The sequence below is a fragment of the Kitasatospora sp. NPDC003701 genome, from assembly GCF_053587085.1.
Map to the genome: position 1 here is coordinate 1 of NZ_JBSFNM010000055.1, position 16038 is coordinate 16038.

A 16038-nucleotide genomic window follows, 5' to 3' on the forward strand; every position below is an offset into this window, starting at 1 on the left:
TGCAGGGGGGACCCTGTGGGAGAGTAGGACGCCGCCGAACAATCATTGTGAAGAACCCCCCGATCCATCCGGATCGGGGGGTTCTTTGCGTTTCCGGGCCGATGTGGAACGGCAGCAGGAACGAGCCGGAGGAGCCGGCCGGAATTACAGCGCGAGCTTGAAGCCCAGGTGCGAGGGGACGAAACCGAGCCGCTCGTAGAAGCGGTGGGCGTCGGTCCGGGTCGCGTCGGAGGTGAGCTGGACGAGGTCGGAGCCGAGCTCGCGGGAGCGGTCGACCGCCCACCGGATCAGGTCGGTGCCGAGACCGGTGCCGCGCTCGTCCGCGTGGATCCGGACCGCCTCGATGATGGTGCGGGTGGAGCCCTTGCGGGAGAGCCCGGGGACGACGGTCAGCTGGAGCGTTCCGATGGTCCGGCCGTCCCGCTCGGCGACGACGAGGTGCTGGTGCGGGTCGGCGTCGATGCGGGCGAAGGCGGTGCGGTACGGGGTGAGGTCGTCGGGGCTCTCGCGGGCGGCGCCCAGGGGATCGTCGGCGAGCATGGCCACTATCGCCGGCAGGTCGTCGGCGGTGGCGCGGCGGATCGTCAGGTCGGTCATGATCACAGCCTAGGCGGGCCCGTGGGGCACCGGAGGGCGGGCCCGGCGCTTCAGTGCCTCACCCTGGGCCTTCGAGAGCCGCAGAGGGCCCGCAGCGGCCCTCGGGGTGGCCCTCCGGAGGCGGACCGGAGGGCGCCCCCGGAGGCGGAGCGATGAGGTGATCCGGCGTCACTCGCCGGGCAGCGCGCTGGTGATGACGGCGAAGACGGCGCCGTGCGGGTCGGTGAGCTGGGCGAGGCGGCCGACGCCGTGCACGTCCGTCGCGGGGATCCGGACGGTCGCGCCCAGCTGACCGGCCAGGGCGAGGGCGGCGTCCACGTTGGCGACCTCGAAGTAGGGGAGCCAGTGCGAGGTGGTGCCGGCGGCCGTCCGGTCGGGGCCGAGCTGCAGGATGCCGCCGTGCGCGTCGTCGGTGCCGCCGCCGGCCGGGGTGAGGACGGTGTAGGTCACGTCGCCGAGCGGGACGTCCTGCTCCTGCCAGCCGAACACGCCGCGGTAGAAGGCCTTCGCCGCCTCGGCGTCGACGCTGTAGCACTCGGCCCAGCAGAACGTCCCCTGCTCGGTGACGGCGTCCAGGCCGCGGGTGTCGTGCGGCTGCCAGACGGCGAACTCGGCACCGGCGGGGTCGATGTAGCCCGCCATGCGGCCGCTGCTGAAGACGTCGAACGGGGCGAAGCGGACCGTGCCGCCGGCCGCGTCGACCAGCGCGGTGGTCCGGTCGGCGTCGCGGGTGCAGAAGTAGATCGTCCAGGCGGGGTGGGCGGTGTGGTCGGTGAGCGGGCCGAGCGCGGCGACCGTGCGGCCGTCCTGCTGGAGGAAGCCGTAGCCGCCGGCCTCGGGCCCGGCGGTGGCGAAGGTCCAGCCGAAGACGGTGCCGTAGAAGGCCGCGGACGCGGCGGTGTCCGGGCTGGCGAGGTCGAGCCAGTTGGGCGAGCCGGCGGTGAAGGCGGTGCTGAGCATGGTGGCGGTGCTCCTTGGGCGGGCCCGTCGCGGCGGGGCACGGGCGGGGACGGCGCCCCCCGTTGCCCCTCCAGCCTGGCACCAGGACGCCCGGTGTCGCACCCGGGCGGTACGGTGCGTAGCGAAACTGCACCCGCACTGGTAAGGGGGCCCGGTGGCCAGGCAGACGCAGGCGGCCCAGACGCCGCTGCCGCGCCAGCTCGCTCAGGTCGAGGGCGTGCTGGAGCGGATCACGTACGCCAACGAGGAGACGGGCTACACGGTCGCCCGGGTGGACACCGGGCGGGGTGCGAACGATCTGCTGACGGTGGTGGGCGCTCTGCTGGGGGCGCAGCCGGGGGAGTCGCTTCGGCTGCACGGGCGGTGGGGGTCGCATCCGCAGTACGGCAAGCAGTTCGTGGTGGAGAACTACACGACGGTGCTGCCCGCGACGATCCAGGGCATCCAGCGCTACCTCGGCTCGGGGCTGATCAAGGGGATCGGGCCGCGGTTCGCCGAGCGGATCGTGGAGCAGTTCGGGGTGGACACCCTGGAGGTCATCGAGAACGAGCCGGGCCGGCTGATCGAGGTGCCGGGCCTGGGGCCGAAGCGGACCAAGAAGATCGCGGCGGCCTGGGAGGAGCAGAAGTCCATCAAGGAGGTGATGGTCTTCCTGCAGGGGGTCGGCGTGTCGACGTCGCTCGCGGTGCGGATCTACAAGCAGTACGGGGACGGCTCGATCGGGGTGGTGAAGAACGAGCCGTACCGGCTGGCCTCGGACGTCTGGGGCATCGGCTTCCTGACGGCGGACCGGATCGCGCAGGCGGTGGGCATTCCGCACGACAGCCCGGAGCGGGTGAAGGCGGGCCTGCAGTACGCACTGTCGCAGAGCAGCGACCAGGGGCACTGCTACCTGCCGGAGGAGCGGCTGATCGCGGACGGGGTGAAGCTGCTCCAGGTGGACGTGGGGCTGGTGATCGACTGCCTGGCGGAGCTGGTGGCCACGGAGGGGGTGGTGCGCGAGTCGGTGCCGGGGGAGGGCGGTGAGCCGATCTCCGCGGTGTACCTGGTGCCCTTCCACCGGGCGGAGATCTCGCTGGCCAACCAGCTGCTGCGGCTGCTGCGTTCGGACTCGGACCGGATGCCGTGGTTCGCGGACGTGGACTGGCCGGCGGCACTGGGGTGGCTGGCGAAGCGGACCGGGGCGGAGCTGGCGCCGGAGCAGGAGCAGTCGGTGCGGTTGGCGCTGACCGAGAAGGTGGCGGTGCTGACGGGCGGTCCGGGCTGCGGCAAGTCGTTCACGGTGAAGTCGATCGTGACGCTGGCGCTGGCGAAGCGGGCGAAGGTCGTCCTGGCGGCGCCGACCGGCCGGGCGGCGAAGCGGCTGGCGGAGCTGACCGGGGTGGAGGCCTCGACGGTGCACCGGCTGCTGGAGCTGAGGCCGGGCGGGGACGCGGCCTACGACCGGGACCGCCCGCTGGACGCCGATCTGGTGGTGGTGGACGAGGCGTCGATGCTGGATCTGATCCTGGCGAACAAGCTGGTCAAGGCGGTGGCGCCGGGTGCGCACCTGCTGTTCGTGGGGGACGTGGACCAGCTGCCGTCGGTGGGGGCCGGCGAGGTGCTGCGGGACCTGCTGGCCGACGGCGGGCCGATCCCGTCGGTGCGGCTGACCAGGATCTTCCGGCAGGCGCAGCAGTCGGGCGTGGTGACCAACGCGCACCGGATCAACGAGGGGCTGCCGCCGCTGACGGAGGGCCTGCCGGACTTCTTCCTGTTCGTGGAGGACGACGCCGAGCGGGCGGCCGGGCTGACGGTGGACGTGGTGGCCCGGCGGATCCCGCAGCGGTTCGGCTTCGACGCGCGCCGGGACGTCCAGGTGCTGGCGCCGATGCACCGGGGGCCGGCGGGCGCGGGGAACCTGAACACGCTGCTGCAGGCGGCGGTGACGCCGGCCCGGGAGGGGGTGGCGGAGCGGCGGTTCGGCGGGCGGACGTTCCGGGTGGGGGACAAGGTCACCCAGATCCGCAACAACTACGACAAGGGGCGCAACGGTGTCTTCAACGGCACAGTGGGAGTGGTGGCCTCGCTGAGCGTGGACGACCAGCGGCTGACGGTGGTCACCGACGAGGACGAGGAGGTGCCCTACGACTTCGACGAGTTGGACGAGCTGGCGCACGCGTACGCGGTGACGATCCACCGGTCGCAGGGGAGCGAGTACCCCGTGGTGGTGATTCCGGTCACCACGTCCGCGTGGACGATGCTCCAACGGAACCTGCTCTACACGGCCGTGACCAGGGCGCGGAAACTGGTAGTGCTGGTGGGGTCACGGAAGGCGATCGGGCAGGCCGTTCGCACCGTCAGCGCAGGTAGGAGGCACGCCGCGCTGGATCACCGGCTGGCGACTGGATGATTCTCCAACGGATGGTTGCCTCTATTGTTCTCTTGACGTGAAGAGATTTACGGCAGAGCCTGGGGTGGTGCCGATCTTGTCCGGTTCGTACCGGCTGCGGCGGCAGGTTTTGTAGGGGTGGTCCCTTTCGGGCCACCCCGGGTGCGCGGCTGTCCGCCAGATGGGGGATGGTAGAGACAGTCAGGGCACCTTGGAAGAGGATTCATTTCGTCGGTGAGGAAGACGTGAGCGACAACTCGGTAGTACTGCGGTACCAGGACGGCGAGTACGAGTACCCCGTCGTCGAGAGCACTGCGGGCAACGCCGGCTTCGACATCTCGAAGCTGCTCCCGCAGACCGGCCTGGTCACCCTGGACAACGGCTTCGGTAACACCGCCGCGTACAAGTCCGCGATCACCTTCGTGGACGGTGACAACGGCATCCTGCGGTACCGCGGCTACCCGATCGAGCAGCTCGCCGAGCAGGGCAGCTTCATCGAGACCGCGTACCTCCTGATCAACGGCGAGCTGCCGACGGCGGACCAGCTGTCGGAGTTCAACCGCGAGATCACCCAGCACACCCTGCTGCACGAGGACGTCAAGCGCTTCTACCAGGGCTTCCCGCGTGACGCCCACCCGATGGCGATGCTGTCCTCGGTGGTCGGCGCGCTGTCCACCTTCTACCAGGACAGCCACAACCCGTTCGACGCCGCCCAGCGCCACCTGTCGACGGTCCGCCTGCTGGCGAAGCTCCCGACGATCGCGGCCTACGCGTACAAGAAGTCGGTCGGCCAGCCGTTCGTCTACCCGCGCAACGACCTGAGCTACGTCGAGAACTTCCTGCGGATGACCTTCGCGGTCCCCGCCGAGGACTACGAGCTCAACCCGGTCGTCGTCAACGCGCTGGACAAGCTGCTGATCCTGCACGCGGACCACGAGCAGAACTGCTCGACCTCCACCGTCCGCCTGGTGGGCTCCAGCCACGCCAACCAGTTCGCCTCGATCTCGGCCGGCATCTCGGCGCTCTGGGGCCCGCTGCACGGCGGTGCGAACCAGGCCGTGCTGGAGATGCTGGAGAGCATCCAGAAGGACGGCGGCGACGTCGACGCGTTCATTCGCAAGGTGAAGAACCGCGAGGACGGCGTCAAGCTGATGGGCTTCGGCCACCGCGTGTACAAGGCGTTCGACCCGCGCGCCGCGCAGGTCAAGCTGCTGGCGCACGAGGTGCTCGGCCAGCTCGGCAAGTCCGACGAGCTGCTCGACATCGCGCTGAAGCTGGAGGAGCACGCGCTCCAGGACGACTTCTTCGTCTCGCGCAAGCTCTACCCGAACGTGGACTTCTACACCGGCCTGATCTACCGCGCCATGGGCTTCCCGACCAGCATGTTCACCGTGCTGTTCGCCCTCGGCCGGCTGCCGGGCTGGATCGCCCACTGGCACGAGATGATCAACGACCCGACCAGCCGGATCGGCCGTCCGCGCCAGATCTACACCGGCACCGCGATCCGCGACTACGTGGGCCTCGAGGCCCGCTGACGCAGGACCTGCAAGGGCCCGGCCGCACTGCGCGGCCGGGCCCTTCGCCGTCCCGCGCGAGGGTGGGAGACGTACAGCGCACGACTCCGGGGCGGCCGCAGCCGGGGACGGCCGCTCAAAGCGTCCCAGACCCGCCACACCCCGGCGCCGTGCGCGAAGGCCGCCAACAGTCGGCGACCGTCCCGGGGCCCGCCGGAGCCCCGTCGGCGGCAGTGGTGGTCGTGCGGTGACGTGATGCCGTTCGCCACGTCGCCGCCCACCGAAAAACTGCCGCACTACCAACCTAAGACGTATCAGGGTGCGAGAAGTTACGCCCGGGGGGTGTGACCTGCCTCTCGCCACGCTCCGTGTGCGGGCCGTGGCCCGCCCTTATCACACCTTCCGGCGGCCGCAACGTCACCCTCCCCGCAGTCACGGCAACCGAGCGTGATAGGAATCGTGGCATTCCGGTACGGACCGTCCCGCACCCTCGCAGCGTGGCGGCGGAACTGGGGAGGGAGTGCGCAGATGGCCAGGAACGTGGTTGTCACCGGCGGTGGCACGGGGATCGGGTACGAAGTGGCGCGGCGGTTCGCCGAGGCGGGCGAACAGGTCGTGATCGTCGGCCGCCGGCGGGCGGTGCTCGAACGGGCCGCGGCCGACCTCGGACCGAACGTCACCCCGCTGGTGCGCGACCTCGCCGATCCCGACGACGTCGAGGCGGTGCTCGGTGAACTGCCGGACCGGATCGACGTGCTGGTGAACAACGCCGGCAGCCGGGAGACCGTGATCGGCGGCGGGCCGCACGCCCTGCTGGCCCGCTGGCGCGGCGACTTCGAGCGCAACGTCCTGACCGTGGTCCTGCTCACCGAGTCGATCCGCGACCGGCTCACCCCCGGTGCGGGCCGGGTGGTCACGGTCAGCTCGATCGCGGCGCTGAGCGGCGCCGGCTCGTACGGGGCCGCCAAGGCCTCGCTGCACGCGTGGAACCACTTCCTGGCCGCCCAGCTCGGCACCTCGGGCATCACGGCGAACATCGTCGCCCCGGGCACCGTGGCGGGCACCGAGTTCTTCGGCCCGCGGCTGGACGAGGCCGAGGTGTCCCGCCGGGCGGCCCGGACGCTGCTCGGCCGGATCGGCGAGGCCGGCGAGGTCGCGGCGGCGGTCTACTTCCTGGCCTCGCCCGAGGCCGGCTTCATCACCGGCGAGATCCTGCACTGCAACGGCGGGGAGCTGCTCGGGCGCTGAGCGCCCGGGAACAGGCCGAGGGGCCCGCCACCGCGCTTGCGGTGGCGGGCCCCTCGGCCGTCGGGTCCGGGTTTTCGGGGCCCGGGTCTCCGGGCTTCTGGGACTCCGGGGCCCAGGGTCTCAGGGCCGGTCCGGGGCGGCCTGGAAGCGGCGCAGCCGGAGGCTGTTGGTGACCACGAAGACGGACGAGAAGGCCATCGCGGCGCCGGCGATCACGGGGTTGAGGAGTCCGGCGGCCGCCAGCGGCAGGGCGGCGACGTTGTAGCCGAAGGCCCAGAACAGGTTGCCCTTGATGGTGGCCAGGGTCCGGCGGGAGAGCCGGATGGCGTCGGCGGCGGCGCGCAGATCGCCGCGCACCAGGGTGAGGTCGCCCGCCTCGATGGCGGCGTCGGTGCCGGTGCCCATCGCGAGCCCCAGGTCGGCCCGGGCGAGGGCGGCGGCGTCGTTGACGCCGTCGCCGACCATGGCGACGACCCGGCCCTCGGCCTGGAGGGCCCGGACGGCGTCCACCTTGTCCTGCGGGAGGACCTCGGCGATCACATCGGTGGCGACGATGCCGACCTCGGCCGCCACGGCCTCGGCGACCAGCCGGTTGTCACCGGTCAGCAGGACCGGGCGCAGACCCAGGGCGCGCAGCTCGCGGATGGCCTCGGCGCTGGTGGGCCGGACCGCGTCGGCGACCTCCAGCACCGCCCGCGCCGCGCCGTCCCAGCCGACCGCGATCGCCGTCCGCCCGGCGCTCTCCGCCGCGGCCTTGGCCCCGGCCAGCGCCGGCGCGAGCTCCCACCCGGTCAGCAGCGCCTCGCGGCCGGCGACCACCCGGTGGCCCTCGACGACGCCCCGCACCCCGAGGCCGGGGACGTTCTCGAAGCCCTCCACCGGCGGCAGGGCGCCCACGCGCTGGGCGGCGGCCGCGGCGACGGCGGCACCGATCGGGTGCTCCGAGGCGTGTTCCACCGCACCCGCCAGGCGCAGTGCCTCGGTCTCGGTGACGCCTTCGGCGGTGTGGACGGCGAGCAGGGTCATCCGGCCGGTGGTGACGGTCCCGGTCTTGTCCAGGACGACGGTGTCCACCCGCCGGGTCGACTCCAGCACCTCCGGGCCCTTGATCAGGATCCCCAGCTGCGCACCGCGCCCGGTGCCGACCATCAACGCGGTCGGGGTGGCCAGGCCCAGGGCGCACGGGCAGGCGATGATCAGCACCGCGACGGCGGCGGTGAACGCCTCGGTGGGGCTGTCGGAGACCAGCAGCCAGCCGATCAGGGTGCCGAGCGCGATCAGGATGACGACGGGGACGAAGACGGCGGAGATCCGGTCGGCCAGCCGCTGGGCGGCGGCCTTGCCGTTCTGGGCCTCCTCGACCAGCTTGGCCATCCGGGCGAGCTGGGTGTCGGCGCCGACCCGGCTGGCCTCGACGACCAGCCGGCCGCCGGCGTTGACGGTGGCGCCGGTGACGGTGTCGCCGACCGCGACCTCGACCGGGACGGACTCGCCGGTGAGCATCGAGGCGTCCACCGCGGAGGATCCTTCGACGACGGTGCCGTCGGTGGCGATCTTCTCGCCCGGGCGGACCACGAACCGCATGCCGGGGGTCAGCCGGTCGACCGGCAGCCGGACCTCGGCACCGTTCTGCAGCACCGACACGTCCTTGGCCCCCAGGTCGAGCAGGGCGTGCAGGGCGGCGCCGGCGCGGCGCTTGGAGCGCGCCTCCAGGTAGCGGCCGAGCAGGATCAGCACGGTGACGGCGGCGGCCGTCTCCAGGTAGAGGGTGGATGAGGCGTCGGTGTCGCCGATCGACAGCGAGAACTCGTGCCGCATCCCGGCCATCCCGGCGTGGCCCCAGAACAGGGCCCAGAACGACCAGCCGAAGGCGGCCAGGGTGCCGAGCGAGACCAGGGTGTCCATGGTCGCGGCGCCGTGCTTCAGGTTGGTCCAGGCCGCCCGGTGGAACGGCAGCCCGCCGTGGACGACGACCGGGCCGGTGAGGGCGAAGGCCAGCCACTGCCAGTTGTTGAACTGCAGGGACGGGATCATCGACAGCATGACCACCGGCACGCTGAGGACGGCGCTGATCAGCAGCCGGTCCAGCAGGGGGTCGGCCGCGGGCCGCTCCGGGGCGGCGGCCGGCCCGGTGGGTTCGGCGGCCGGTTCGGCGGCGGGCGGCGCGGGGAGCTCGGCGGTGTAGCCGGTGTTCTCGACGGTGGTGACGAGGTCGGCCACGCTCACGCCCGGTCCGAAGTCGATCCGGGCCTTCTCGGTGGCGTAGTTGACCGTGGCCTCGACGCCCTCCATCCGGTTGAGCTTCTTCTCGATCCGGGCCGCGCAGGAGGCGCAGGTCATCCCGCCGATCGACAGTTCGACGCGGTCGCGTACCGCGGCCCCGCCGTCCTGGCCGCCCGGGCCGGCGGCCAGGTCCGCGGCCGTGGTGGCCGGGGTGGAGGTGCTCATGCTGATCAGCTCCTTGAGGAGGGCGTGCGGCGGGGGCCGGGGCGAGCGGCCCCCGCCGCACCGCGGGGGCTCAGACGGACCGGCCGACCAGCTCGTAGCCGGCCTCGTCGACGGCGGCGCGGACCTGGTCGTCGTCGAGCGGGGCGGTGGAGGAGACCGTCACGGTGCCGGCCTTGGCGTCGGCCGCCACCTGGGTGACACCGGCCAGTGCGGTGAGCTCCTTGCTGACCGAGCTCTCGCAGTGTCCGCAGCTCATGCCGGTCACGGTGTAGGTGATGGTGCTGGACATCGGGGCCTCCGGGAGGTCTGTACGGCCGCGGGCCTGCGCCCGGGCTCTCACTCTTGATGACACCATACCCCTGCGGGGTATTCCCCGAAGAGGGGGGTGGTGTGGTGCGGATCGCATCGGGACGCGGTCCGACAGCAGAGCGTATGCGCCCGGACACGCTGCGCCCGAATCCGCGCCGTGCGGCGGGTGGATTCGGGCGCAGCGGGTGGTGCGGGGCGGCCGGGACCGGCGCGCCCGGCCGGGGTCGGCCGGGGTCGGGGACCGCTAGGCGGGTGCCGACGGGTACTGGGCCGGGATCGGGGTGGCCCGCTCGCGGCGGACCAGCAGCCGCAGCCAGAGCAGGCCGCCGAGCGAGACCGCGATCAGCCCCAGCGTGTCGTAGAGCGTGTAGAGGTGGACCTGTTCGCCCGTCGGGTCCGGCATGTAGCCGAGGTCGAACAGCGCGCGCTGCCAGTCGTTGGTGGTGGTCCGGGCGACCAGCCAGACGGCGATGCCGCTCATGCTGTCCCAGAGCGCGTGCAGCAGTGCGACGCCCAGATAGGTGAGCACGACCGGGAGCGTGCAGCGGAAGTGACCGCCGCGCCGCTCGCGGAAGAGCACCCCGCCGAGGATCGCCGTCCACAGGATGTGGCCGACCGGTGCCAGCACCCCGCGCAGGATCTCCGTCTCCACCAGGTTCCTCAGCGAGAGCCCCTGGATGCTGAGCACCGCGTTGAACGCGTACCCGGCGCTCTCGAAGGCCGCGAAGCCGGCGCCGACGGTGGCGCCCAGGACCAGCCCGTGGCGCAGCCCGCCGACCCGCAGCCGCCGGCTGACCATGATCAGGGCGGCGAGCTTGACCGCCTCCTCGATCAGGCCGACGCCGACGTACATCCACACCGACGGGGACAGCAGGTACGTCTCCAGGACGGAGGCGCCGAGGACGCCGATGATGCCGCCGATGCCGAAGCAGGCGAAGATCCGGTCAGCGCCGAGGTCGGCGGCGTACCGCTCGTACGCCCAGACCACCATCGTGGCCGGCACGAGGAAGCTGCCGAGCAGCACGATCGTCGGCACCAGGTTGCTGTTCCCGGTGAGGAAGGTGACGGCGACGGTGGCGACCCAGAGCAGGAGGCCGATCAGGAAGACCCTGGGCCATTGGTCGGATCGTGCCGCCGTTCGCGTCGGCGGATCGGAGATGCGGGGGGTGTTGCGGTATCCGGACACCGGTGATGGCCTCCCTTGCCTAGCCGAGTTAGTCGCACTGTATGACAAATAGGGCATTTCGGTACCGATTGGCCCAGTGCGGGAGGCGCGGGTCGGGTCGTCTCGCGGGGGGTGCGGGGGTGGGGGTGCTGATCGTCCGTTATGTTCGATATGTGTTCCCGATCCGCCGAGCCCAGTCGCCCGCGGTCCCCACCGCCACGGGACTGCCGCCCGAGCGACGGCGCGGCGCGCTGCTGGCGGCCGATCTCCAGGACGTGCCGTTCTGGCGCCGGGCCAGCCCCGCGCTGGTCGCGACGCTGCTGGTCGGGGTGGCCGACCTGCTCTCCGGCAAGGACCGCTACCTCGCACCGCTGATGACGGTCGTGCCCACCATCGCCGCGCTCACCCTGCGGCCGCTCGAACTGCTGCTGGTCTGCCTGCTCGGCCTGTTCGCGGTGTTCGGCCTCAGCCACTACGACGAGGTCGACAACGTCAACGACGAGCGCTTCCTCTACGGCGCGATGGTCAGCTACCTGCTGCTCACCGTGTTCTCCGCCTGGGTGGCCAAGATCCGCATGCGCCGGGCCGCCGCCTTCGCGGCCGTCAGCTCCGTCGCCGAGGCCGCCCAGCGGGCGCTGCTGCGGCTGCCCGGACCGGTGGTCGGACCGCTGCACCTCGCCGTCCGGTACGTGTCCGCCGCCGACGCCTCCCGGATCGGCGGGGACCTCTACTCGGTGCTGGAGACCCCGCACGGGACCCGGGTGGCGGTCGGGGACGTCCGCGGCAAGGGGCTCGGCGCGGTGCAGACCGCCGCCGTGGTGCTCGGCTCCTTCCGCGAGGCCGCCTACGACGAGGCCGGGCTGCGCGGGGTCGCGGCCCGGATCGAGGCCAGCGTGGAGCGGCACGCCCCGGACGGGGAGTTCACCACCGCGCTGTTCGCGGAGTTCCGGACGCCGGGGGTGATGCAGCTGCTGCAGTACGGGCACGTCCCGCCGATCCGGGTGGACCACGACGGCGGGGCGCACGTGCTGCACGCGCCCGACCCGTGGGTGCCGCTCGGCCTGGGCCGGCTGGCCGTCGGCGAGCCGGCCACCTGGGACCAGCCGTTCGGCCACGAGGACGTGCTGGTGCTCTGCACCGACGGCGTGATCGAGGCCCGGCACCGCAAGAGCGGCGACTTCTACCCGCTGGCGGAGCGGGTCGGCCCGCTGGTCCGGGGCGCGGCCCGCTCCGCGACGGAGCTGGAGGCGGCGGTCGGCCGGGTCTACGCCGACCTGCTGGAGCACACCGGCGGGGAGCTGCGGGACGACGCGCTGCTGCTCCTGATCACCCGGACGGACCAGTAGGGCGCCCGGGGGCGGGCGTGCGGCGCCGGGGCCTCAGCCCGCGACGGCCTCCGCGAGGGCGCGGAAGACCAGCGCGGTGGAGGTGGCGCCCGGGTCCTGGTGGCCGACGCTGCGCGGGCCGAGGTAGGAGGCGCGGCCCTTGCGGGCCTGGAGCGGCACGGTGGCCAGCGCGCCCCGCTCGGCCGCGTCCGCCGCGGCCGCGGCGGCCTGCGGCAGGTCCGCGCCCGCCGCCACCGCCTCGCGGTACGCGGCCAGGGCCGGGGTGTAGGCGTCCACGATGGTCTTGTCGCCCGGCTCGGCCTTGCCGAGGGCCTGGACCGCCCGCAGCCCCTCGGCCAGCGCCTCGCCGAACGCCGCCGGGCCGGCCGGCCCGGGCAGCGCGGCGCCCAGGGCGCGGAAGGCCTTCCCGTAGAGCGGGCCGGAGGCCCCGCCGACCTTCGAGATCAGCGTGGTGCCGGTCCTGGTCAGCACCGCCCCCGGGCCGTCGGGGGCGAGCGCGTCCAGTGCGGTGAGCACGGCGGTGAAGCCGCGCCGCAGGTTGCTGCCGTGGTCGCCGTCGCCGATCGCGGAGTCCAGCTCGGTGAGCCGGCCCTGCTCCTTCTCGACCGCGACCGCGATCGCGCGGACCCAGGCCTCGGCCAGTGCGGTGTCGAAGTCCATGACCGTTCCTCCTCCGTCAGGCCCGCTTGAGGGCGGGGGTGTCCACCGGGGCGTCCCAGAGGTCCAGCAGCCGGGCGTCGGCCTTGGTCAGGGTGAGCGAGAAGCCCGCCATGTCCAGGCTGGTCACGTAGTTGCCGACCAGGTTGCGGGCCACCGTGATGCCGCGCTCGGCCAACCGGGCGGCGACCTCGCCGAAGACGATGTACAGCTCCAGCAGCGGGGTGCCGCCGAGGCCGTTCAGCAGGGCGATCACCTCGTCGCCGGCGGTCAGGTCGTGGTCGGCGAGGACGGTCTCCACCACCTCGGCGGCGAGCTCGCGGGCCGGGCGGAGCTTCTCGCGGCGGCGGCCGGGCTCGCCGTGGATGCCGACGCCGACCTCGATCTCGTCCTCCGGCAGGTCGAAGCCGGGCTTGCCGGCGGCCGGGGTGGTCGCGGCGGTCAGCGCGATCGCGAACGAGCGGGAGGCGGCGTTGACCTGCTCGCCCACGGCGGTCACCTCGTCCAGCGTGGCGCCGCGCTCGGCCAGCGCGCCGGCGATCTTCTCCACCAGCACGGTCGCGCCGGTGCCCCGGCGGCCGGCCGTCCAGGTCGAGTCCTCGACCGCGACGTCGTCGTCGACCAGCACCGTGCGGACCACGAGGCCCTCCTCGGCGGCCAGTTCGGCGGCCAGCTCGAAGTTCATCACGTCGCCGGTGTAGTTCTTCACGACGAAGACCACCCCGGCGCCGGAGTCCACGGCCCTGGCGGCGGCCAGCATCTGGTCCGGCACGGGGGAGGTGAACACCTCGCCGGGGCAGGCGGCGTCCAGCATCCCCGGGCCGACGAAACCGCCGTGCAGCGGCTCGTGCCCGGATCCGCCGCCGGAGACCAGCGCGACCTTCGACGCGGCCGGCCGGACCGCGCGGGTGATCACCCGGTTCGCGATGTCCACCGTCAACTCCCGGTGGGCGGCGGCGACTCCGGCCAGGGCGTCCTCCAGGACGCTCTCCGGGGTGTTGATCAGCTTCTTCACGGCGCTTCGCTCCCTCGGCAGACGGTGCTGACCCGACGCTACGCCAGACGGGGGTGGCCGGCACGGGGTACGACACGCGTGCGGGCGTGGTGCGGTACGACACGCGGGGGCGGGCGGACCACTCCCGTGGAGCAGCGGGCGGTCGTAGGGTCGGCGGTATGAGCGACTACGTGGGCATCGTCCTGGTCTCGCACAGTGCACGGCTCGCCACCGGGCTGCGCGAGCTGCTGGCGGAACTCGCCCCGGACGCGGTGCGGGTGGTGGTGGCGGCCGGAACGGAGGACGGCGGGCTCGGGACCAGCTACGACCTGATCGCCCGGGCCGTCGCGGAGGCGGAGGGCGGGGCGGGCGTGGTGGTCCTGGCGGACCTCGGCAGCTCGGTGCTGACCGCCGTCGCGCTGCTGGAGGACGAGCCGCGCCCCGGGGTGGTGCTGGTGGACGCGCCGTTCGTGGAGGGCGCGGTCGCGGCCGCGGTGACGGCCTCCACCGGGGCGTCCGTCGCCGAGGTGGCGGCGGCCGCCGAGGACGCGCGGGCGTTCCGCAAGCTGTAGCGCTCGCGGCTGCCGCGCCACCGCTCGCGGCTGCCGCGCCACCGCCCGCGGCTACTTGGCGTCGGCGTAGCAGTCCACCACGGCGGTGGTGAGCGGGAACCGGACCGGTGTCTCCCCGAAGACCAGCCGCCGGGCCTCGTCGGCCGACTCGGCGACGGCGGCGGCCACCCGGTCGGCGAGGTTCGCCGGGGTGTGCACCACCACCTCGTCGTGCTGGAAGAAGACCAGGTGCGGCCGCTCGGCCGGACCGGCGGCGGGCAGCGCGTTCAGCCGCCGGCGCAGCGACGCCAGCAGGGCGAGCGCCCAGTCGGCGGCGCTGGCCTGGATCACGAAGTTGCGGGTGAAGCGGCCCCGGGCGCGGGCCGAGCGGCCGCCGGCCTCCCCCGCCGTCTCCGGTGCCTCGGTGAGGTCGAGCCAGTCGGCGGAGGGCGGCGGGCAGGCCCGGCCCAGCCGGGAGGCGACCACGCCGCCGTCCTCGCCCGTCCGGGCGGCCGCCTCGACGTAGCCCATGGCGGTCGGGTAGCGGCGGCGCAGGGTGGCGAGGAGCGGGCCGATGTCCCCGCTGGTCTGGCCGTACATGGCCCCGAGCAGGCCGAGCTTGGCCTTGTCGCGGTCCCCCTGGAAGGCGGAGGCGGCCAGCGCCTCGTACAGGTCGCCGTCGGCGGCGGTGCGGGCCAGGCCGGCGTCCTGGGAGAGGGCGGCCAGCACGCGCGGCTCCAGCTGGGCGGCGTCGGCGACGACGAACAGCCAGCCCGGGTCGGCGACCACGGCGCGGCGCAGGATGCGCGGGATCTGCAGCGCGCCGCCGCCCCGGCTGGCCCAGCGGCCGGAGACCACGCCGCCGACCACGTACTCGGGGCGGAACCGGCCGCCGCGGGCCCAGGCGTCCTGCCAGGCCCAGCCGTGCGCGGCGTGGATCCGGGAGAGCTCCTTGTAGCGGATCATCAGCGCGGCGGCCGGGTGGTCCACCGCCTTCAGCTCCCAGGACCGGGTCGAGGTGAGCTGGACGCCCCGCTCGGCGAAGGCGCGCAGCACCTGACTGTGCGAGTCGGGGTTGAACGGGCGGCCGCCCAGGGCCTCCTGGAGCTCGACGGCCAGCTCGGAGAGCAGCCTGGGCTGGGCGCCGGGGAGGGTCGGACGGGGACCGAGCAGCTCGGTGAGCAGCCGGTCGTGGATGTCGGTGCGCCAGGGCAGGCCGTCCTGGGCCATCTCGGCGGCCACCAGCGCGCCGGCCGACTCGGCGGCGACCAGCAGCCGGAACCGGGCGCGGGCGTCCGGGTCGGTGATCGCGGCGAGCCGGCGCTGCTGCTCGGCGTGGACGGCCGCGACGGCGGCCGACGCGTCGGTGCCCGGCGGCAGTTGCAGCCGGTCGGGGGCGAACAGGGAGTCCTGGCCGTCCCCGGACTCGGCCGAGCCGGGCTCGGGCAGGTCGGCCGGGACGGGCAGTCCGCGCAGCCGGGCCCACGCGGCGCCGAGCGAGCGGGGCGCGCCGAACCGGCCCTCGTACGCGAGCAGCAGGGCCTCGACCAGCCGCAGGTCGTGGCAGCGGGCGAGCCGGTCGGGCAGCCGGGGGAGCAGGGGGGCGTAGGCGCTGTCGGTGGCCGCCCAGACCCAGCGGGGGTGCTCGGCGGCCTCCCGCTCGGCGACCGCGGCCGCGAGGTCCGCCACCGCGGCGGGCGGGCCGAGCGGAGCACCGGCGTCGTCGAGCGGCTGCAGCCGGCCGCCCGGGCCGTGCTGGTCGGGAACGAGGGCGATCCGGGGTGCCACGGGGGCTCCTCCTCTCGGGCGTACGGGCTGCGGACCTCGACGGTAACCGGTGGGTACGACAACCGGCGCAGGCGCGCGTGCCGGCCGGTG

General features: G+C 73.6%; 13 protein-coding genes. 5 read left to right on the forward strand and 8 right to left on the reverse strand.

Annotated elements, in window-relative coordinates; genetic code table 11:
• Nucleotides 1-144 precede the first annotated feature (144 nt).
• Both ACWDRR_RS34555 and ACWDRR_RS34560 read right to left on the reverse strand, forming a co-directional pair.
• Entirely contained in the window at nucleotides 145-597 is a 453-nt protein-coding gene (locus ACWDRR_RS34555) for an N-acetyltransferase family protein (RefSeq protein ID WP_449776218.1), read from the reverse strand.
• Nucleotides 598-765: 168 nt separating this feature from the next.
• The gene (locus ACWDRR_RS34560) at nucleotides 766-1557 is read right to left on the reverse strand and encodes a VOC family protein (protein ID WP_449776219.1); all 792 of its coding nucleotides are present in this window, start codon (nucleotides 1555-1557) and stop codon (nucleotides 766-768) included.
• 154 nt (nucleotides 1558-1711) lie between these two features.
• Between ACWDRR_RS34560 and recD2 the strand changes: the two genes are divergently transcribed.
• The 3 genes from recD2 to ACWDRR_RS34575 all read left to right on the forward strand — a co-directional run bounded on the left by recD2 (nucleotide 1712) and on the right by ACWDRR_RS34575 (nucleotide 6690).
• A complete protein-coding gene (recD2, locus tag ACWDRR_RS34565; RefSeq protein ID WP_449776220.1) occupies nucleotides 1712-3949 on the forward strand; it encodes an SF1B family DNA helicase RecD2 in 2238 nt (745 codons plus the stop codon).
• 224 nt (nucleotides 3950-4173) lie between these two features.
• The gene (locus ACWDRR_RS34570) at nucleotides 4174-5463 is read left to right on the forward strand and encodes a citrate synthase (protein WP_329489905.1); all 1290 of its coding nucleotides are present in this window, start codon (nucleotides 4174-4176) and stop codon (nucleotides 5461-5463) included.
• Nucleotides 5464-5970: 507 nt separating this feature from the next.
• Complete coding sequence (locus ACWDRR_RS34575; protein ID WP_449776221.1) at nucleotides 5971-6690, forward strand: SDR family NAD(P)-dependent oxidoreductase; 720 nt, start codon at nucleotides 5971-5973, stop codon at nucleotides 6688-6690.
• Nucleotides 6691-6810: 120 nt separating this feature from the next.
• Here ACWDRR_RS34575 and ACWDRR_RS34580 read toward each other — a convergent pair whose 3' ends face one another.
• The 3 genes from ACWDRR_RS34580 to ACWDRR_RS34590 all read right to left on the reverse strand — a co-directional run bounded on the left by ACWDRR_RS34580 (nucleotide 6811) and on the right by ACWDRR_RS34590 (nucleotide 10633).
• Nucleotides 6811-9138, reverse strand: a complete 2328-nt coding sequence (locus ACWDRR_RS34580; protein WP_449776222.1) for a heavy metal translocating P-type ATPase — start codon at nucleotides 9136-9138, stop codon at nucleotides 6811-6813.
• Between the two features lie 70 nt (nucleotides 9139-9208).
• Nucleotides 9209-9427, reverse strand: coding sequence for a heavy-metal-associated domain-containing protein (locus tag ACWDRR_RS34585; RefSeq protein ID WP_449776223.1), 219 nt, complete (start codon nucleotides 9425-9427; stop codon nucleotides 9209-9211).
• Between the two features lie 264 nt (nucleotides 9428-9691).
• Nucleotides 9692-10633 carry a PrsW family intramembrane metalloprotease gene (locus tag ACWDRR_RS34590; protein WP_449776224.1) on the reverse strand — a complete coding sequence of 314 codons (942 nt, stop codon included), beginning with the start codon at nucleotides 10631-10633 and terminating at the stop codon, nucleotides 9692-9694.
• Nucleotides 10634-10785: 152 nt separating this feature from the next.
• Between ACWDRR_RS34590 and ACWDRR_RS34595 the strand changes: the two genes are divergently transcribed.
• Nucleotides 10786-11958, forward strand: a complete 1173-nt coding sequence (locus ACWDRR_RS34595; RefSeq protein WP_449776225.1) for a PP2C family protein-serine/threonine phosphatase — start codon at nucleotides 10786-10788, stop codon at nucleotides 11956-11958.
• A 33-nt stretch (nucleotides 11959-11991) separates the two neighbouring features.
• Here the strand turns inward: ACWDRR_RS34595 and dhaL are convergent, their stop codons facing one another.
• Together dhaL and dhaK are read right to left on the reverse strand one after the other, a co-directional pair.
• On the reverse strand, nucleotides 11992-12618 hold the full coding sequence (gene dhaL, locus ACWDRR_RS34600) for a dihydroxyacetone kinase subunit DhaL (protein ID WP_449776226.1): 627 nt from the start codon (nucleotides 12616-12618) through the stop codon (nucleotides 11992-11994).
• Between the two features lie 16 nt (nucleotides 12619-12634).
• The gene (gene dhaK / locus ACWDRR_RS34605; RefSeq protein ID WP_449776227.1) at nucleotides 12635-13630 is read right to left on the reverse strand and encodes a dihydroxyacetone kinase subunit DhaK; all 996 of its coding nucleotides are present in this window, start codon (nucleotides 13628-13630) and stop codon (nucleotides 12635-12637) included.
• A gap of 158 nt (nucleotides 13631-13788) precedes the next feature.
• On the opposite strand from dhaK, the gene dhaM reads away from it, so the two are divergent.
• Nucleotides 13789-14181, forward strand: coding sequence for a dihydroxyacetone kinase phosphoryl donor subunit DhaM (gene dhaM, locus ACWDRR_RS34610; protein WP_449776228.1), 393 nt, complete (start codon nucleotides 13789-13791; stop codon nucleotides 14179-14181).
• A 51-nt stretch (nucleotides 14182-14232) separates the two neighbouring features.
• Here the strand turns inward: dhaM and ACWDRR_RS34615 are convergent, their stop codons facing one another.
• Entirely contained in the window at nucleotides 14233-15948 is a 1716-nt protein-coding gene (locus tag ACWDRR_RS34615; RefSeq protein WP_449776229.1) for a bifunctional 3'-5' exonuclease/DNA polymerase, read from the reverse strand.
• Nucleotides 15949-16038 lie beyond the last annotated feature (90 nt).

Excerpts from the sequence above, each read along its gene's own strand:
- ACWDRR_RS34575 (WP_449776221.1), top strand. The coding sequence starts at position 5,971 with ATGGCCAGGAACGTGGTTGTCACCGGCGGTGGCACGGGGATCGGGTAC.
- dhaM (WP_449776228.1), top strand. The coding sequence starts at position 13,789 with ATGAGCGACTACGTGGGCATCGTCCTGGTCTCGCACAGTGCACGGCTC.
- ACWDRR_RS34555 (WP_449776218.1), bottom strand. The coding sequence starts at position 597 with ATGACCGACCTGACGATCCGCCGCGCCACCGCCGACGACCTGCCGGCG.
- ACWDRR_RS34585 (WP_449776223.1), bottom strand. The coding sequence starts at position 9,427 with ATGTCCAGCACCATCACCTACACCGTGACCGGCATGAGCTGCGGACAC.
- ACWDRR_RS34580 (WP_449776222.1), bottom strand. The coding sequence starts at position 9,138 with ATGAGCACCTCCACCCCGGCCACCACGGCCGCGGACCTGGCCGCCGGC.
- dhaL (WP_449776226.1), bottom strand. The coding sequence starts at position 12,618 with ATGGACTTCGACACCGCACTGGCCGAGGCCTGGGTCCGCGCGATCGCG.
- ACWDRR_RS34560 (WP_449776219.1), bottom strand. The coding sequence starts at position 1,557 with ATGCTCAGCACCGCCTTCACCGCCGGCTCGCCCAACTGGCTCGACCTC.